15 protein-coding genes and 5 pseudogenes are annotated in these 16,228 nt (G+C 69.0%); 10 read left to right on the top strand and 10 right to left on the bottom strand.

Going from position 1 to position 16,228, the window contains the following annotated elements:
• Positions 1 to 29: 29 nt before the first annotated feature.
• Together ACIPSA_RS43325 and ACIPSA_RS43320 are read right to left on the bottom strand one after the other, a co-directional pair.
• The gene (locus tag ACIPSA_RS43325) at positions 30 to 788 is read right to left on the bottom strand and encodes an IS3 family transposase (RefSeq protein ID WP_402645628.1); all 759 of its coding nucleotides are present in this window, start codon (positions 786 to 788) and stop codon (positions 30 to 32) included.
• A 5-nt stretch (positions 789 to 793) separates the two neighbouring features.
• On the bottom strand, positions 794 to 1,120 hold the full coding sequence (locus ACIPSA_RS43320) for a transposase (protein ID WP_402645614.1): 327 nt from the start codon (positions 1,118 to 1,120) through the stop codon (positions 794 to 796).
• Positions 1,121 to 1,455: 335 nt separating this feature from the next.
• Here ACIPSA_RS43320 and ACIPSA_RS43315 point away from each other — a divergent pair.
• The 3 genes from ACIPSA_RS43315 (at position 1,456) to ACIPSA_RS43305 (ending at position 3,836) form a co-directional block, all read left to right on the top strand.
• A protein-coding gene (locus tag ACIPSA_RS43315) for an IS5 family transposase (protein ID WP_402645612.1) occupies positions 1,456 to 2,279 on the top strand; the annotation gives its coding sequence in 2 pieces (ribosomal slippage) (positions 1,456 to 1,816 and positions 1,816 to 2,279; 825 coding nt in all).
• A 29-nt stretch (positions 2,280 to 2,308) separates the two neighbouring features.
• Positions 2,309 to 3,076, top strand: coding sequence for a tetratricopeptide repeat protein (locus ACIPSA_RS43310; protein ID WP_402645609.1), 768 nt, complete (start codon positions 2,309 to 2,311; stop codon positions 3,074 to 3,076).
• Positions 3,077 to 3,515: 439 nt separating this feature from the next.
• The gene (locus ACIPSA_RS43305; protein WP_402645606.1) at positions 3,516 to 3,836 is read left to right on the top strand and encodes a hypothetical protein; all 321 of its coding nucleotides are present in this window, start codon (positions 3,516 to 3,518) and stop codon (positions 3,834 to 3,836) included.
• 285 nt (positions 3,837 to 4,121) lie between these two features.
• On the opposite strand, the pseudogene ACIPSA_RS43300 reads toward ACIPSA_RS43305, so the two are convergent.
• The 4 genes and pseudogenes from ACIPSA_RS43300 to ACIPSA_RS43285 all read right to left on the bottom strand — a co-directional run.
• A pseudogene (locus tag ACIPSA_RS43300) lies at positions 4,122 to 4,496 on the bottom strand (hypothetical protein); the annotation flags it as partial.
• A 177-nt stretch (positions 4,497 to 4,673) separates the two neighbouring features.
• Positions 4,674 to 5,066, bottom strand: a complete 393-nt coding sequence (locus ACIPSA_RS43295) for a trypco2 family protein (protein ID WP_402645603.1) — start codon at positions 5,064 to 5,066, stop codon at positions 4,674 to 4,676.
• A gap of 84 nt (positions 5,067 to 5,150) precedes the next feature.
• A complete protein-coding gene (locus ACIPSA_RS43290) occupies positions 5,151 to 5,375 on the bottom strand; it encodes a hypothetical protein (protein WP_402645600.1) in 225 nt (74 codons plus the stop codon).
• 162 nt (positions 5,376 to 5,537) lie between these two features.
• Positions 5,538 to 6,530: an immunity 49 family protein gene (locus ACIPSA_RS43285; protein WP_402645597.1), complete on the bottom strand. Its 993-nt coding sequence runs from the start codon at positions 6,528 to 6,530 to the stop codon at positions 5,538 to 5,540.
• 182 nt (positions 6,531 to 6,712) lie between these two features.
• Here ACIPSA_RS43285 and ACIPSA_RS43280 point away from each other — a divergent pair, with 182 nt between their 5' ends.
• Complete coding sequence (locus ACIPSA_RS43280; RefSeq protein WP_402645594.1) at positions 6,713 to 7,165, top strand: hypothetical protein; 453 nt, start codon at positions 6,713 to 6,715, stop codon at positions 7,163 to 7,165.
• 83 nt (positions 7,166 to 7,248) lie between these two features.
• Here ACIPSA_RS43280 and ACIPSA_RS43275 read toward each other — a convergent pair whose 3' ends face one another.
• The 4 genes and pseudogenes from ACIPSA_RS43275 to ACIPSA_RS43260 all read right to left on the bottom strand — a co-directional run.
• Entirely contained in the window at positions 7,249 to 8,277 is a 1,029-nt protein-coding gene (locus ACIPSA_RS43275) for a hypothetical protein (RefSeq protein ID WP_402645593.1), read from the bottom strand.
• 24 nt (positions 8,278 to 8,301) lie between these two features.
• Positions 8,302 to 8,616 (bottom strand): hypothetical protein, encoded by a 315-nt coding sequence (locus ACIPSA_RS43270; protein ID WP_402645591.1) that lies wholly within the window; start codon positions 8,614 to 8,616, stop codon positions 8,302 to 8,304.
• A 1-nt stretch (position 8,617) separates the two neighbouring features.
• Positions 8,618 to 9,693 (bottom strand): annotated as a pseudogene (locus ACIPSA_RS43265) (glycoside hydrolase family 3 C-terminal domain-containing protein); the annotation flags it as partial.
• 78 nt (positions 9,694 to 9,771) lie between these two features.
• A pseudogene (locus ACIPSA_RS43260) lies at positions 9,772 to 10,203 on the bottom strand (substrate-binding domain-containing protein); the annotation flags it as partial.
• Positions 10,204 to 11,010: 807 nt separating this feature from the next.
• Between ACIPSA_RS43260 and ACIPSA_RS43255 the strand changes: the two are divergent.
• From ACIPSA_RS43255 to ACIPSA_RS43230, 6 genes and pseudogenes are all read left to right on the top strand, one after another.
• Positions 11,011 to 11,226 carry a hypothetical protein gene (locus ACIPSA_RS43255; protein WP_402645588.1) on the top strand — a complete coding sequence of 72 codons (216 nt, stop codon included), beginning with the start codon at positions 11,011 to 11,013 and terminating at the stop codon, positions 11,224 to 11,226.
• Between the two features lie 183 nt (positions 11,227 to 11,409).
• Positions 11,410 to 12,079 (top strand): annotated as a pseudogene (locus ACIPSA_RS43250) (transposase family protein); the annotation flags it as partial.
• A 61-nt stretch (positions 12,080 to 12,140) separates the two neighbouring features.
• Positions 12,141 to 13,844 (top strand): GMC oxidoreductase, encoded by a 1,704-nt coding sequence (locus tag ACIPSA_RS43245; protein WP_402645586.1) that lies wholly within the window; start codon positions 12,141 to 12,143, stop codon positions 13,842 to 13,844.
• 68 nt (positions 13,845 to 13,912) lie between these two features.
• A complete protein-coding gene (locus ACIPSA_RS43240; RefSeq protein WP_402645583.1) occupies positions 13,913 to 14,461 on the top strand; it encodes a gluconate 2-dehydrogenase subunit 3 family protein in 549 nt (182 codons plus the stop codon).
• A gap of 31 nt (positions 14,462 to 14,492) precedes the next feature.
• Positions 14,493 to 15,425, top strand: coding sequence for a ferritin-like protein (locus ACIPSA_RS43235; RefSeq protein ID WP_402645580.1), 933 nt, complete (start codon positions 14,493 to 14,495; stop codon positions 15,423 to 15,425).
• 182 nt (positions 15,426 to 15,607) lie between these two features.
• Positions 15,608 to 16,016: pseudogene (locus tag ACIPSA_RS43230) on the top strand (IS5 family transposase); the annotation flags it as partial.
• Positions 16,017 to 16,228 lie beyond the last annotated feature (212 nt).

Genomic DNA, 16,228 nt, shown 5'->3' with positions numbered 1-16,228 from the left:
ACACTCACGGGGTCGGTCGTAAGCAAGAGTCAGACCGCCTCAGCCGGGGCTACCCGATCCTTGCGGGATCCGGTGCGAAAAGACTGACAGTCGTAGGCGTCGCCGACCGATCCGATGGACGCGGCGATGCCTGCCCGCTCGAGGTGTTCGGCGAGCGCGAATGACGTGTATTGCGACCCGGCGTCGCTGTGGTGTATCAACTCGCCTTCTTCGTAAGGGTGTTGGTCGCGGTCGCGTTGCCACAGGGCCATCTCGAGGGCGTCCAGGACGAGCCGGGTCTCCTTCGAAGTGGCCGCGGACCAGCCGACGATGCGGCGGGAGAAAGTGTCCACGACGAAGGCGACGTAGACGACGCCGGCGAATGTGTTGACGTGGGTGAAGTCGGCGACCCAGCAGCGGTTCGGGCTCGGGGCGACGAAGTCACGGTCCACCAGGTCCGGGGCTCGTTCCGCGCTTGCGTCGGGAATCGTGGTGATCACCTTCTTGCCGCGGACCGCGCCGCTGATGCCGAGGTCGCGCATGAGGCGTTCGACGGTGCAACGGGCCACCGCGACGTCCCGGCGGTTCAGGTGCCGCCAGATCTTCCGCGCGCCGTAGACACGGTAGTTGGCCTCGTACGCCTGGATGATCAGGGCTTTCAGCTCGGCGTCGCGCAGGGTGCGAGCCGCTGGCCTGGCCCGGCGTTTGTGGTGGGCGTAGTAGGTGGAGGGGGCGATCTTGCAGTCGTGTGCGGTCAGCACGCGGCAGATCGGCTCGACGCCGCCGAAGCGGTCCTTGTACTCGTCGATGAACGCTACGAGCGTGTGCGTGGCCGGTCGAGCTCGGCCGCGAAGAAAGACGCCGCGGCCTTCAGGATCTCGTTGGCCCGCTTGAGCTCGGCGTTCTCCTTCTTCAGCGCTTTCATCGCCGCGGACTCCTCCGTGGTCGTCCCCGGACGCTGCCCGGAGTCGATCTCGTCCCGCCTGACCCAGTTCCGCAGCGTCTCGGCGGAGCCGATGCCGAGCTTCTGGGCGACCGCCCGCAGCGCAGCCGACTCGTTCGGATGGTCACCGCGGACTTCGGCGACCATGCGGACCGCTCGTTTGCGCAGCTCAGCTGGGTAGGAGGAAGGGCGTGCCATGACTCGATCCTTTCATGGAATCGAGTCTCTACCGAACCCGGAACGGTTCACCCCCCTTGCTTACGAAGCCGTCCGGACCGCCACAACGGCGCTCTCCGACAGCTCCCACATCGTCGTTCCCCTCCAACTGGGGCTCACTGCAGGCCTCGTCAGGGCCCTCCAGCCCCTGGCTGCGGACGATCCAGCTGCCAACGAACCCGACCTCGCCAGCGCGCTGACCAACTTCGGCGGCCGGCTGTTGCAGGTGGGTCGGCACACGGAGGCCCTTAGAACTCCTAACAGAATGCTGCAACTTGCCTTGGAATGTTGGGGCCTGATGGGTTGTTAGCCTGCACATGAGAAGGGGTGAGCAGCTGCCGTGGATCGTGTCCGATGAGCTGTGGGCGCGGATCGAGCCGTTGCTGCCGGTCGTGCCGCGCCGCACGGATCACCCCGGGCGCAAGCGTCTGGACAACCGGAAGGTGCTGTCGGGCATCCTGTTCGTGCTGTACACCGGCATTCCGTGGGAGTTCCTGCCGCAGGAGCTGGGCTTCGGTTCCGGCATGACCTGCTGGCGGCGCCTGCGTGACTGGAACGACGCGGGTGTCTGGCAGCGTCTGCACGAGTCGCTCCTGGCTGAACTGAACGCCGCCGGCGCGCTGGACTGGTCGAGGGCGGTGATCGACGGCTCGCACGTCAGGGCGCTCAAGGGCGGCCCAAAACCGGGCCGAGCCCGGTCGACCGTGCCCGACCGGGCTCCAAGCACCATCTGATCACCGAAGGGCACGGCATCCCGCTGGCGGTATCGCTGACCGGCGGAAACCGCAACGACGTCACCCAGCTCGTCCCCCTGGTCCAGGCCGTCCCGCCCGTACGCGGCCGACGAGGGCGGCCCCGACAGCGACCGGTCGCGCTCTACGCCGACCGCGGCTACGACCACGACAAGTACCGCAAGCAGGTCCGGGCCCTTGGGATCACCCTCGTCATCGCCCGTCGCGGCACCGACCACGGTTCAGGTCTGGGCGTCCACCGGTGGGTCGTCGAGCAGAGCTTCGCGCTGCTGCACTGGTTCCGCCGGTTACGCATCCGCTGGGAGATCCGCGACGACATCCACGAAGCCTTCCTCAGCCTGGCCTGCGGCATCATCTGCTGGCGCCGACTGAAGAAACTCTCACTTTGATAGGAGTTCTTACCGCCACCGAGCAGGCGGTGGAGATCTGGCGGCGCCTGGCGGCGGACAATCCGGCCGCCCACGAACCCGACCTCGCATCCGGGCTGACCAACCTCGGCATCTGGTTGTCGGTGGTCGGTCGGCACACGGAGGCCCTGAGCACCACCGAGCAGGCGGTGGAGATCTGGCGGCGGCTGGCGGCGGACAATCCGGCCGCCCACGAACCCGACCTCGCCCGCTCGCTGGCCAATCTGGCCAATCTGGGCAGTCGGCTGTCGGCGGTTAGGCAGCACACGGAGGCCGTGACCGCCACTGAACAGGCGGTCACCATCTACCGTCGGCTGGCGGCGCACAATCCAGCTGCCTACGAACCCGACCTCGCCACCGCGCTGTCCAACCTCTGCAACCGGCTGTCGGAGGTGGGTCGGCACACGGAGGCCCTGAGCGCTGAGCAGGAGGCGGTGGGGATTCGACGGCGCCTGGCGGCGGACAATCCGGCCGCCCACGAATCCAATCTCGCCCACTCGCTATTTGTCGTGGCCGTGCTTCTGGCGATGGGGAATGACCTTTCCAGAGCCCTGCATGCCACTGGGGAAGCAGTGGAGCTCTACCGGAACCACATTTCCGTGATGCCCTCCGCGCTTCAGCAACTCCATGCTGTGCTGAGCCTGCAGGCGCAGTTGCTCGACGATCTCGGACGTCAGAACGACGCGCAGGCAGTCCGCCGCTGGCTTTACTGGCGGCCCCGCACAGGACGGCAACCGCGACCGCACTGGCCAGGGTGGTTGTGGCAAGGTCCAGTTTGAAGGCGGGGGCGCGGGCGCTGTCCTCCCAGAAGCGTTCCTCGTGCTCCAGGAGGATCTCCTCGGCCGGGGCGTCAGGGGTGGTGGTGACGGGAGCGGGGCCATGCTGTAGCAGGGCGGCCAGCTGCAGCGTGAGGACGTTGTTGTAACGGAGATCGCTCAGGTCGTTGTGGGGCTGACGCGTGGCGGCGAGGGCTTCCCAGTCGTACTCAGGCAGGCTGGGCACGCGCGGCAGCAAGCGGGCGAGGTCTCGCGCGGTGTCAGTGAAGGCCGTGGTGCGGTCCTGTGCCACCTGGCAGCGGGGCAGGAGCGGGGCGAGTTCGGTGACCGGTGCTGCTTTGAGCAAGCGGCGGGTGCGCGGCGTAGCGTTGAGCGCGTCGGTGCGCCATTCGCCGTCGGAGCGGGCGAGCAGCAGCAGCCGTACCGGGTGCCGTGAGTCCAGGTGAGTGACCAGTCGGCGGAGCAGGCGGGGGCGGGTCTCGGCGTAGTCGACGACGAGCAGCAGGGGCAGGGCGGTGGCCAGAGGGCTGAAGTCGGTGCTGTCGTCGTCGGTGAGGTCGGAGCGCAGGTGCCCGGTAACCCAGCCTTCCTGGCTGATGGTGTGGGTGAGATGGCGGGCGAGGCGGGTCTTGCCCTGGCCGCCGGGTCCGGTCACCACGCGTACCAACAGGGCTGCCGGGCCGCTTTCGCACCAGGTGCGGAGGTCGGCCAGTTCGTGCTCGCGGCCGTGGAAGGCGACGGCTTCAGTTTCGGCGCGCAGTAGCGCGGCCGGCGAGTGCAGGTCGCGTTCAACTGCGGCGGGGGCGAGCAGATGAGCTGGTTCCGCCGGTTCGAGGAGGGGTTCCCAGCCGCAGTGCTCGGTGACCAACGCGCGGAAGGCGCGGTCGGCGAGGAGGAGGGCGGCGGGGGTGGCGGTCAGGCGGGTGCCGCCGGTGGCTTGCCGATCACGGCGGGTGACGCCGCACAGCAGAGAGCCGCCGAAGGGGGTATCGCTGAGCACGACGGCGCCGGACATCCCCGACCACCGGCTGCCGCCGGACCCCTCAGGCAGGTCGACGGGGACGGTGGGGCCGGTGCTGGAGATCTCGTAGCGGCCGGCGAGTGTGCCGGTGCCCGGGGTGATGTGTCCAGTGAGCTGCTCGTCCAGACGGCGGCCGCCATCGGCGTCTTTCTGCATGCGGGGGAAGCCGGCGAGGGCGACCGGGTGTGGGCGGGTGCCGATCAGGTGGCCCCACCGCTGCGGCGGTCGGGTGAACAGATCGCTTAGCGATTCGGGTGCCTGCCAGCCGTGGGCGTTGTCGACCTCGACCAGCGCGGCATCCACCTGCTCGTCCCTGCGCCGCCAGCGCACGGTCGCGGGATACTCCCTCTCCCGCGCATCCGGCAGCGACACGCTCACCCTGACTGGTCCGGGGTCCGACACCTCACCCAGGATGTGGGCGGCGGTCAGCACAAGGCGCGGCGCTACCAAGTAGCCCGAACCGAACCCTCGCTCATCCGTCCCTGGCCTTCGTGTACGAATCTGCACCCGGCGGTCGAACTCCACCCATGCCCTCCTCTTCCTCGTCCCCGCCTGCCGTGTCTCTACTGGGCCTGGGTGTTACTCCTTGTCGCTGACCTCGACATCGCGACCGCCGGGTTGGTGTGGCTTCAACCGCACGGTGACCGTGTGGGTCGCCTTGTCTGCGGTCTCTTTCTTGCCGCCGATGCCGACGACGCTGAAGCGCAACCCGCCGTTGATTCCGCGCGTGTGGGCCAGCTCCATGCCGAGGTCCAGCGTGATCTCCCCAAGGGTGAACAACACCCCCTGGTGCCGGGCGTCCGTTCCGTTTGGGCTGGCGATCCGAAACTGGGCCTCGGCGATCTGGTCACGCAGCAGCGTGATCGCATCCGCCAGGTCCAGCCAGTCCTCGCCCTGGCTGTGCCCGTTCCCCATCGCACTCCTTTCCTGGTAGGTGCCGCCCGGCCGCGCGGCCGGATCCAGATTGCTCACCACTCCGGAGTAAATGTGAACAAAATACATATATCTGACCTGCGGCGACGCCGCCTGTCCCGTCCCGCGGGCGGGATGCGTCGGCTACAGGTCACCCTCCGCAGCCGTGTTGTCGGTATCGCCCGGGTCAAGCAAAGGGCGCAGGCCGACTGCGGGGATGGAGGCGCGGAAGCTGTAGCACCCGGGCAGTTGGCGTTCGCGCGGCGGAGGCGAGAGAGCCGAGGCCGTCCTCCCCACACAGGCGATATCCGGCCGGGTCCGTTCGGCCCGGAGCAGACCGGCGTCCTCGCAGAAACGCAGCGTGGTCACCGGTACACCCCAGCGCTCGGCGAGCTGCGAGATGGGTCCTATACCAAGATCTCAGCGCACCCTTTGGTATCGCACAGGCGTACGCGCTGCCTCGGTGGGGACGAGTCCGTCTCCACGATGTCCTGGATGTCGGGCCAGGCCGACTTCCTCACCCCGGGTGGCCTACTTGGCGGCCCAGCAGCCCAAGTTGTTCCGGTTCCCCTCCGCCGCCCGGCGCGGCGCGTCCGGCGACCCCAGCAGACCGTACGGCAGATACCCGGACCGGACACCGAGTTCCCACCCATGGACCTGGACGGCGAGGCAGGCCAGGGCGAGGGTGCCGAGGGGGAGGAGGGACCGGGGCGCGGGATCACCGGCATCGGCCTCGACGCTCTCCCGGTACGCGACCAGCCGGGCGACGAGGGCGTCCTCGAAGGCGTGCTGGTCGTCGTCGAGGAGTACGCGGAGCAGCCGCTGGTCCGCGCTCAGCGCGTCGCCGACCTCGTCGAGCCGCCGGGCGGCCTCCGCGCGCTCCCCGGCGTCCGGCTTGCGCAGCGGAACCGTCGGCCAGTCGCGGGGCAGATGCCCGGCCGCCTCGGTGAGATAGGGGCACAGGGCGTCCATGGCGGCGAGGTCGGCGGGGTCGGAGACGGAGGTGTAGCGGTTGTAGGGCACGCCGTCACGGATGGCGGGCGCGTAGTCGCCGCGCAGCAGCAGCCCGGTGACCCGCTCCCAGTCCCACACATGCCCGCTGACGACACACATCTCGAACATGTCGAGCCAGGTCCGCGCGGTGGGCGCCTCCTGGACGACATCCCGGAAGGTGATGGGCCCGTCCCCGAACTCGTCGTCGTCCGGGTCCGTGCTGATCCGCTCCCCGACAAGGGGGAACCGGATCTCCTGGTCCCCGCTCGGGAAGCACATGACGCTCAGCACCCCGTGCACACACTCCGCGGCGGTGACGGCGACCGTGCCGGCCGCGGCGTCGAGCCCCGGCTCCGTCACCGTTCGCGCGGCGACATGGTCGAGAAGCTCGTCCGCCATGGCCCGGATCAGGGCCGGCGAGATGCTGCCGTACCGCAGCGAGTGCCACCGCGTGTAGGCCCGCCCGTCGATGTCGTCGAGCGCCTCGGCCAACCGGTCCTCGGAAACCTGATGGCACGTCACATTCCGCACGTACTCCGTCCCTTCATGAACTCTCCGCGACTGGACGAAGCACGTTATCAACGGGCACTGACAGCACCGTCCTCTCGCGAGGCCGGGCAGGAGATGTTGGTCCGGTGCGGTATACACGAGGAGATCACAGACCGCCGCACTGTGAGGCGGCGCACCGGGGGTAGGGAATGACCGTTCCGCACGTGAGTACCGCGCTTCGCCCGGGGGACTACCTCCAGATCGCCTCGGAACGGATGGTCGTCGACGGCGTGCCGGACGGCGAAGGGTTCGCCCGGATCGAGCGGGTGGAGGTCATCACCGACATCGGTTTCCTGGCTCCGGACTCCACCCAGGTGCGTACCCGGGCAGCCCGGCAGATCGCGGTCGTGTTCTGTCACGGCATGCCGGGCCCGGTCATGCTACGCGAGGGTGATCAGTGGACCCTCGGCGAGGTCGACAGCGGCCGGGCCCGCTGGGATTCCGCCCATCCCTGGTGGCCAGAGACCCAAGAACCCCTGTTCACCGGAAGCCGCTTGGCCGCCGGACCACACCCCTTTCGCAGCAACATCCACGGCCCCGACCTCGTGGCGCCGGCCGCCGCGCTGGACGCCCTGCGCTTCGTGCCGGCCCTGGCGAAGGCGGCCCACCACGGCTGATGTGCGACTGCCGTGAAATGACTGCCTGCTGACGGTTGCTCGGCCGACGGCGGCTCGGGTGCCCACCCGGGCCGCCGTCCCCTTCACAGTGATGAGGCGGGAGCGTGTACCGCGTTCGACCACTGGAGCTGGACCGGAACCTTGCCGGCCCCGTCAGTGAGGGGCACCTCCTTGAAGACCGTCTTGATGTCGCGGCCTTGGGCCTCGAGTTCGTTGATGGGGAGATCTCCGATCTCACCCCGGCCGTCCAGGGAGTACCACCCGAGCTTCGAGAAGTCGTTCGACCGGGCGGCGTCCTCGACATCGGGGTCGGTCCGCGCTTCGTTGAGCTCGTGGTAGAAGGTGGCCACCACGTTCTTCCAGGCGTCCGGTCCGTTGAACACCGGTATGCCGTTCCTCACTCCGTTGACCACCTGGGAGAAGACCCCGACCGCGTAGTAGACCGTGACGTTCCGGCCGTTGTGCCTCAGGTGCACCGACCCGTGGAAACCGGCGAGTCCGTTCTCCGAGTCGGAGTCGGCGTCGTCATCGAGTTTGATCAGCGCCTGCTGGCGGCGTTCGTGTTCCTCTTCCTCGCCGGCCGGAGGCCGGAACTGCGGTGAGAACCCGTCGACGAGGACGACGCCGCGCGGAAGCATGAGGCTGATGACGCTCTCGCCGGGGTCGCTGTCACCGAGCGCCCCGTCCTGGAACAGCCGTGCGGCGAGTTTCTCCGCCTGGTCCTTGAAGAACCTCTTCGGCGCCGGTTCCGCCAGCACGTCGGAGTCCAGCATTCTGGACGAGATCTCGCCCGGGTAGTACTGGGCGATCACCGATTGCAGCCGGGGGTCCGTCATCGCGGCCTCGAGCGCTGCATCGATCTCCTTGATGTCGTCCGTGTCCCAGGCGTCCTGCCCGCCGAGGTAGCGGTTGACGAAGACGAGGTCCGTGATCTTCCTGCCGCCGTGGTCCGTCAGGTCCCACGCCGGGATCTCGCGGAATCCCTCGGACGTCACCGCCTCCGTCGTGACCGTCGCAGGTGCCTGCTCCCTCGCGTAGGCCTGGGAGACCGGCGACTCGGGACGCAGCACGACATTGAGCGGTCTCACTCTCCTGTTCGCTGAGTCAGCCATGTCTGTTCCCCTTTCAACCAGAAGTCAGAGGATTTTTCTGCTCACTTCTAGTGTCGAAAGCAGCCGCCACACCTGCAACGGGAGCCGCTGCCGTGTCGAAGGGGCCCGGCACCAGCCGACGTGCGCGAGCCGTAGCGGACCGCGCAGTCCGAGGCGGACGTCGTGCACGCCCTCGGTGACGAGGCCGGCGACCACGGTGGTGTAGGCGTCGGCCGTGGGGGTGTCGAGGATGAGCGACGCCAGGACCGGACCGCCGTCCAGGGAGAGTTCCAGCGGGCCCTCGCCCGCGAGCTGGGCGGTCAGTGCGGTGATGCGGTGACCCCCGTGCCGAAGTCGCACGCTGGTACATCAGTTCGCCCGTTCCGCCCTCCGCCGGCGTCACCGCGTCGCCCGCCGCTTCGTCCGGTCCACGATCGCGATGCCCGACTGCTCGTCGAAGTCGGCGCCCGCCAGGCCGCGTCGGACCACCGGGCGCGGGCACCCGGGGGCTCGCCGTGGAGGAGGACGGTCGTCCGCAGGCGGATTGTCCTCGCCGGACGTGCCGGCCGGCACGTAGTACGAGCCCCGTTCGAGGCGTCGGCGACCCTGCGCCACGTCCCAGAACTCCAAAGCGCTGAGCGGTGCTTCGAAGGAGACCTCGGCCTTCTCACCGGGGGCGAGCGTGAGACGGCGATGGGCCGGCAGTTCACGGCGCGGGCGGGGCTCCGACGGGGCTGACGGCCGGCGCTCTGACCCGTCGAGTTGGATGCCGAGGGCCTGGTCCGCTTCCTGCACAGCGAGGACGGCTCGGAGCTGCTCCCGAAGACCCTGCGGGATACGGCCGGCGGGACAGACGTCACCGGCCAGTACCCGCGCCAGGGCCGTGCCCGCCGCCTGTCCGCGCGTGCGCCGTCCACAGCACGACGGGCAGCCCGGAGACGTCCACCGCGTACGGGTACGCCGACGTCAGGACCAGCACCGTGTGCGGGTCGGCGGCGCGTGCCGCGTGCAGAATGCGCTGCTGGTGGCCGCGCAGCCGCAGGGTCGTACGGGCGCCGTTCGCCTGCGCCGACCTGACGGCCCGGGCCGGGGGCGGCACGCTGCGGGTGTGCTGCACGATCACCCCCACCTGCGACCGCCCCCGGCGGACGAGGTGGTCCAGCTCTACGCACGCGCCGTGGACGGGCACGCCGTCGGCGGTCTTCACCGTGCCGGTCCGGTCGGGCGGGGAGTCGAGGAGCGCCCCGGGCAGGCCCTCGAGGACCGGGCCGCCGGGCGGGCGCGCACCCGGACCGCGTCCGTACCCCACGGCTCGATCCGCACCGTCTCCTGGCGGCCGCTCCACTGCAGCGCGCCGTCCCGCTCCCAGAAGGTGCCGACGGTGGGGGTGGACTGGGCGAGGCCGACCTCGGGCTGTGCGACGGCATTCTGATGCACGGCGTGCTCCTGGAGCGAGGAGTGCAGACAGGGGAAGCGGGCAGAGGCGCGCCCCGAACCGGGCGTGACCGGAGGGTGTCAGGCCGCGGCCGGCGCCGGTCCCGAACTCGCCCGTACCGTCGGGCGAGCAGCACGACCTCGTCGCCGCCCCGCCCGTCCAGCTTGGCCACCAGGTGCTCCACGGCGTGCCGGCCCCTCTCCTGCGCGAGGACGGCGACCGAGGTCAGCCGCACCGAGGCCCTGGACGGCGACCTGCTCCGGGCAGATCGCGACCACCGCCGCGTCCTCGGGCACGGCCCGGCCCTGCCGGCGCAGCAGCGCGAGGAGCGGCTCAACCGCCGACTCGTTCTGCACCACGAACCCGGTGGTCCCGGACCGCTCGTCGAAGATCCGGGCCAGGGTGAGGGCCATGGCGTCGTACCCGCCCTGGCATGGCCGGTGCAGCACTCGGACGCCCGACTCCCGGACCCGGGAGCGGTGCCCGTCGAGGGTGCGCTCGGCGAACCCGGTGACTGCGATCCGGGTCGGCGCAGTGGCTCGAGGAACCTGGCCTCGCGGTCCAGAAGGCACCGTTACATCAGGTGGGAAGCGGCCGGCGGGCTTCACCTTTGTACGGCAATTCGCGGCGGTGCAGGCCCGAGCGGGCCCACGACCTACGTTCCGGACTCGTCAGAGCGCGGCGAGCACAGGTCGCGCCACGGATTTGAAGGCCGAAGGACTGTTCTATGACTGCTGAACTCATCGAGGATGTACGCCTCTGGACCGCGACGCTCGCGCGCACCATCGTTGCCGGCCTGTGGGCCCACGACGATGATCTGCCCACGCCTTACGGGCGCGTGCACGAAGGGCTTCTGCCGCCTCTCCCCACCGAGGTGCGAGCTCCCGCGGTCACGTCGGCGACTGAGGTCGCCGTCGACGACCTCGTGGTGATCTTCGACCAGCGACGTCGCGCCCGTCCCTTCGACATCCTGCGCTTCTACACCGCTCGCGAAGCGGTGGCCGATAGGGAGACAGCGGTCGCACGCGTGACGGCCACGACCGCCAGGACCATCACCGTGACCAACTTCCCGACTACTGGCGTGCCGTCGACCCTGCGGCCTTCGGGGAAGCGGCGGAAGACGCACCGCGCTACACGCTGCGCCCGAACATACCCAACCGGCAGATTGGCCGCCTCGGAGCCCTCGACGACCTTCGTCGTCGCATCGCCGCGCACCCGCACTATCCGGACTGGCAGCAGAGCTACGCCGCATCCTGTCGTGCGGAACAGACCGAAGCCGAAGAGCAACACACCCGGCGGCAGAAAAACAGGAACGACAGGTGCCGCTGCGTGCCGCCACCCAGCACCTCGCTCTGCTCATCGGCGACGACTTGATCAGCTGGGGCGGACCCGTAGCGGGCAACGCGGTGGTGGCACGGGACCTGCGCGCCCCGGGACGGCTGCGTACCTGCGTCGCGGGCCTCCGGAGCACCGAAGCGATCGACGATGGAACGTACACGGCAGCGAGGAAGCAACTGAACCTCCTCGGCCTCTGACAGACCCGCAGCGGAGAACTGGAAAGCACGAGAGCAGAGAGCGACCGAAGCGACCGGCTGTCGGTCCCGGCCCAAGAGCTGCTGAAGTTCAGCACGCCTCGTGACCCGGCGCAGCTGGCCGCGTTCATCAACCTGCGCGTCCTCAACCCCGAGCACGAGCACTGGCGGCGCGGCATCGAGGCCGCCGTCATCTACGCCCGCGAGCACGGCGACCTGAAGGTGCCGTTCACGTACCGCGTGCCCGGCGGCGACGACCAAGCGGTAGGAGCCGAGGGGTGGCCGGTCTCACTCGCCGGGTACCCGCTCGGGCAGTGGATCGCCGACGCCAGGAGGTTCTACGCCCGCGGCCGTCTGGACGAGGAACGCATCGAGCAGCTGGAGAAGCTGGGCATGGTGTGGTCGCATCTCGCCGAGTGCGACCGGGTCGGCGACGGACGGGCCGACCACTCCCACAAAGACCGCCGGCACGGGGTGAACGTGCAGGTGGTCACCGATCCGGGCGGCCGGCTGCTGTGGCTCTCACCCGCATTGCCCGGCCGGGCTCACGATCTGAGCGCCGCCCGCACCCACCGGATCATCCGCATCTGCGAGCGCCAGGGCGTCCCAATCCTGGCCGACCTCGCCCACCAGGGCGGCGGCCCCTGGGTGAGCACCGGCATCAAACGCAAGCCCCTGCAGGAACTCACCCTCACCGAGAAGACCCTCAAACCGGGCCCTGACCGCGGCACAGGCACCGGTCGAACGTGGCGTCGCACGCCTGAAGTCCTGGCAGCTCTTCCGCAGATCCCGATGCAGCCCAAACCGCATGACGTCAATCGCCAAAGCCATCCTCACCCTGGAGCGGCAACACTGAAGAAGCTCACTGAAAGTGATATCTATGCGCTGTGCAGTGATATCCGGTGAAAGGTGATCTCTTGTCCGATATCCAGGCGTTCGACGTCATTATCGTCGGCTCCGGGGCTGCCGGCGGAATGGCGGCGCACGAGCTCTGTGCAGCGGGTGCTCGCGTCCTGATACTGGAGGCGGGCCGGGACTACGATCCAGGGACCGAGACGCCGATGTTCAACACTCCGCAGGACGCGCCTTTGCGGGCGGCCTCGACGTCGGACAAGCCGCAGGGTTTCTACGACGCCACCGTCGATGGCGGCTCACAGATCGTCGGTGAGCCCTACAGCCAGGCGGACCCTCCGAATCCGGATAAGTCGAATCAGTTCAGCTGGTGGCGGCCGCGGATGCTGGGCGGTCGCACCAACCACTGGGGTCGGGTGGCGCTGCGCTTCGGACCGTACGACTTCAAGCCGAAGACCCGTGACGGACTGGGCTTCGACTGGCCGATCGAGTACGCCGACCTGGCGCCGTGGTACGACAAGGCCGAACGCCTCATCGGTGTCACCGGCCTTCCCCACGGGATCGAGAACGCCCCCGACTCCCCGCCCGGCGTCCAGCTCCCACCGCCGCCCCCGCGCGCCTTCGAGATGGTCCTCAGCCGGGCGTTCGAGCACCTGGGCATGAAGACGGCGGCGATCCGGGCGGCCGTACTCACCCGCCCGTTGAACGGCCGCGCGGCGTGCTTGTACTCGACCCAGTGCACCCGCGGCTGCTCCAGCCGCTCCAACTTCCAGAGCACGACCGTCCTCATTCCTCCGGCCCACGCCACCGGCAATCTCACCGTCGTGTGCAACGCCATGGTGTCCCGGGTCGACGTCGACGCGACCGGGCGGGCCGCCGGGGTCACCTACAACGACCGGGTGACCGGCTCCGAGTTCTCGGTCACGGGGCGGGTGGTGGTGCTGGCGGCGGGAACCTGCTCGTCGGTGCGCATCCTGCTCAATTCGCGAAGCGCCGCGTTCCCCAACGGGATCGGAAACGGCCACGGGCTGGTCGGCAAGTACCTGATGGACTCGGTTGAGTTCTCGCGCTCGTCGCGAATTCCGATGCTCGAAAAACTCCCCGTGCTGAACGACGACGGCATCTTCACCCCGCACATCTACGTGCCGTGGTGGCTGCTGCCCGAGCAGGCTGCCGGGCAGCTCGGGTTCCCGCGCGGGTACCACATCGAGCCGCGTGGGGGGCGCAGGATGCCGACCACCGGCATCGGAAGCCTGATCGACAACAGCAGCGCGATCTACGGCGACGCCTTGCGGGCGGAGGTCCGGCGGAGGTACGGCACCGCCGTCACTCTCATCGGCGAGGGCGAGATGATCCCGAACGAGGATTCCTTCTGCGAGCTCGATCCGACGGTCAAGGACAAGTGGGGCGTTCCGGTCCTGCGGTTCCATTGGAAATGGGGAAACCCGGAAGTCCGGCAGGTCACGCACATGCGCGACACCTTCAACAAAGTCTTCAGCCTGCTCGGCGGCGCGCCGGACACCAGTCCCATCGCGATGCCGCAGGGCGGCGGGGCGGTCCACGAGGTCGGCGGCGCGCGGATGGGGACCTCGCCGCAGAGCTCCGTGCTCGACGCCTACAACCAGTGCTGGGACGTGAGGAACCTGTTCGTCGTCGACGGCGCCTCATTCGCGTCGAGCCCGGACAAGAACCCCACGCTCACCATCCTGGCCCTGGCCGCGCGGAGTTCGGCCCGCATCCTCGAACTGCTGAGGAGCGGCGGCATCTGACCACGCCAGGCACCTAACAGCCGAGCGAGCGCGACCGGATGACGGTACAACGGAAGCGAAAGGAAAAAATGGACCAGCACAGTGCCGCCGAGGCCGGCACCGCACCGCAGGGCTACGGCACCGATCCCAACCTCGTGACGCCGCACACGCCATGGTCGCGCACCCTCTCGGAGCGCGAGCGCGCACTCGTCGGGGCCCTCGCCGACATCGTTCTGCCGGGCACCGCCGAGTACCCGGCGCCGAGTGCGATGGGGATCGCCGATTTCCTCGACGACTGGGTGAGTGCTCCCTACACGACGCAGCAGGGCCACAGGACCGTCATCACGACCGGCCTTGCCATGGTCGAAGCGGAGGCGCGGCGCCAGTTCGGGACGGGGTTCGTCGAACTGGACGGCTCCCGGCAGCGCGCGATCGTCGACCAGATCGCGTCGACCACCGCCACGGACCGGAGCTTCTTCACGAGGTTCCGGTCCCTGCTGCTCGCCGGCTACTTCACCTCCGACATCGGCTTCAAGGCGATCGGGTATCCCGGGAACGTGCCGCTGCTCGCTTTTCCGGGCGTCCCGCCGGAGGCGCAGCGCATCATTGACGACGAACTCAGGAAGCTGGGGCTGTAGCGTGGATTCGGTGACCGCGGACACTCCGCGCATGAAGACCATCAGGGAGTACGTCGAGGCGGGGGTTCTGCCGCTGGACGACCTCAAAGGCGCCTTGCAGCTCGCGATGCGGCTGGAATTCGCCACCATCCCGCCGTATCTGTGTGCGCAGTGGTCGGTCAAGGACGACCCGGACCGCACTGAGGGTGCGCTGCACAGAATCGTCAGCCAGGAGATGAACCACTTCGCACTGGCCGGAAACCTGCTGGCCGCGATCGGCGGCCGGCCGTCGATCGCGCACCCGGACTTCCTGCCGACCTATCCGGCCGACGAGCTGCCCGGCGGCATTCCGCAGCAGCTTCCGGTTGATCTGAAGCCGCTGGTCAAGCACCAGCTCGCGGTGTTCATGCAGATCGAGTACCCGGAGTTCCCCCCGATCGCCCTCCTGCGCGAGCGGCCGCCTGCCACGATCGGCGCCTTCTACGACACGATCATCCAGACGTTCCAGAAGCTCGAGCCGGCGATCGACCTGAAGGCCCACGCGGTGGCGGTGCCTTTCGCGAAGCCGATCAGAACGGTCGCCGACGCGGTCGACACGATCGACCGGATCAAGCGCGAGGGGGAGGGGACGCAGGGCTCCCCCGATCAGCCGCCGGAGGAGGGGGGTAGCGGACACGCGCACTACTACCTGTTCAAGGAGCTCTACGTCCAGAAGCGGCTGGTCAAAACCGGCGGCAAGTGGAGTTTCAGCGGAGCTCCCGTCACCCTGCCGGAGGTGTACGACTTCGCGTCCTCACAGGCCCGGCCGAACCCCTCGACCGAGTTAAACCGCACCCTGTCGAAGCTGCTGGTCGACCTTGAGACGTGCTGGACGTCTGGCGCACCGCCGAACGTGGCGGCCATGTTCCAGCTTCAGACCCTCGGGCGGGACCTGATCAAGCGAGGGATCCGTCCGGAGTTCCGGTGGGATGACGGAGCGGCCTGAGCGAGCTCTGCGCGTGCCGGCGGGACCGGCCGGACACACAGCGGCCCGGAGGCGGGCTGTGAAGTTTGCCCCGGGCATGGCGGGTATGTCGACGGATTACGCGTAACGCCTGACAGCGCGGCCATGAGCCAGGACCCCTCGCAAAAAAAGGGGCCCCGGCCGACGAGCCCGGCGACCATGCCCTCGGCCGGTCCCGCGGCGGTCTGACGACCAAGATCCACCTGGCCGCCGACGGCCTCTGCCGCCCACTGTGCTTCGTCCTCACACCCGGGCAGGCCGGCGACGCACCCGCCTTCGAACACGTCCTGGCCAAGGTCCGGCTGCCACGACCCATCGAAAGACCCCGAAACCAGGCCGGATGCGGTCCTGGCCGACAAGGCCTATTCATCCCGCGCCAGCCGCGAACACCTGCGACGCCGCGGAATCCCGGCAGTGATCGCGATCCCCACCGACCAGCAGGCACACCGCAAACGACGCGACAGCCACGGTGGCCGGCCACCCACCTTCGACCGCGAGGCCTACAAGCAACGCAACACCGTCGAACGCTGTATCAAGCGCCTCAAACAGTGGCGTGGCATCGCCACCCGCTACCCAGTAGGTACGAAGTGATCGGTGCGCTCGCACCGCCCCGAGGCGCCGCACAGAAGATGCCAGGGCCCAGGTCACAGCCACGCCCACTGAAATCTTCTGTACGGCCCGACACCTGATCTTCGCCTTCGCCGCCTCTGGCCCACCGAAGCGGGGCCAAGATCGGCCCGTTGTCGCCGCTCGACCCGGCACGAGCATCGCGGCGATCGCGACAG

This window comes from Streptomyces sp. NPDC086549, assembly GCF_044746205.1.
Classification (GTDB): domain Bacteria; phylum Actinomycetota; class Actinomycetes; order Streptomycetales; family Streptomycetaceae; genus Streptomyces.
The sequence above is the reverse complement of the archived record's forward strand: the minus strand, read 5'-3'. Positions and strand labels throughout refer to the sequence as shown.

Bases quoted from the DNA above. Each gene is read 5' to 3' on its own strand.
- ACIPSA_RS43320 (WP_402645614.1), bottom strand. From the start codon at position 1,120: ATGGCACGCCCTTCCTCCTACCCAGCTGAGCTGCGCAAACGAGCGGTC.
- ACIPSA_RS43240 (WP_402645583.1), top strand. From the start codon at position 13,913: ATGGACCAGCACAGTGCCGCCGAGGCCGGCACCGCACCGCAGGGCTAC.
- ACIPSA_RS43235 (WP_402645580.1), top strand. From the start codon at position 14,493: ATGAAGACCATCAGGGAGTACGTCGAGGCGGGGGTTCTGCCGCTGGAC.
- ACIPSA_RS43275 (WP_402645593.1), bottom strand. From the start codon at position 8,277: ATGGCTGACTCAGCGAACAGGAGAGTGAGACCGCTCAATGTCGTGCTG.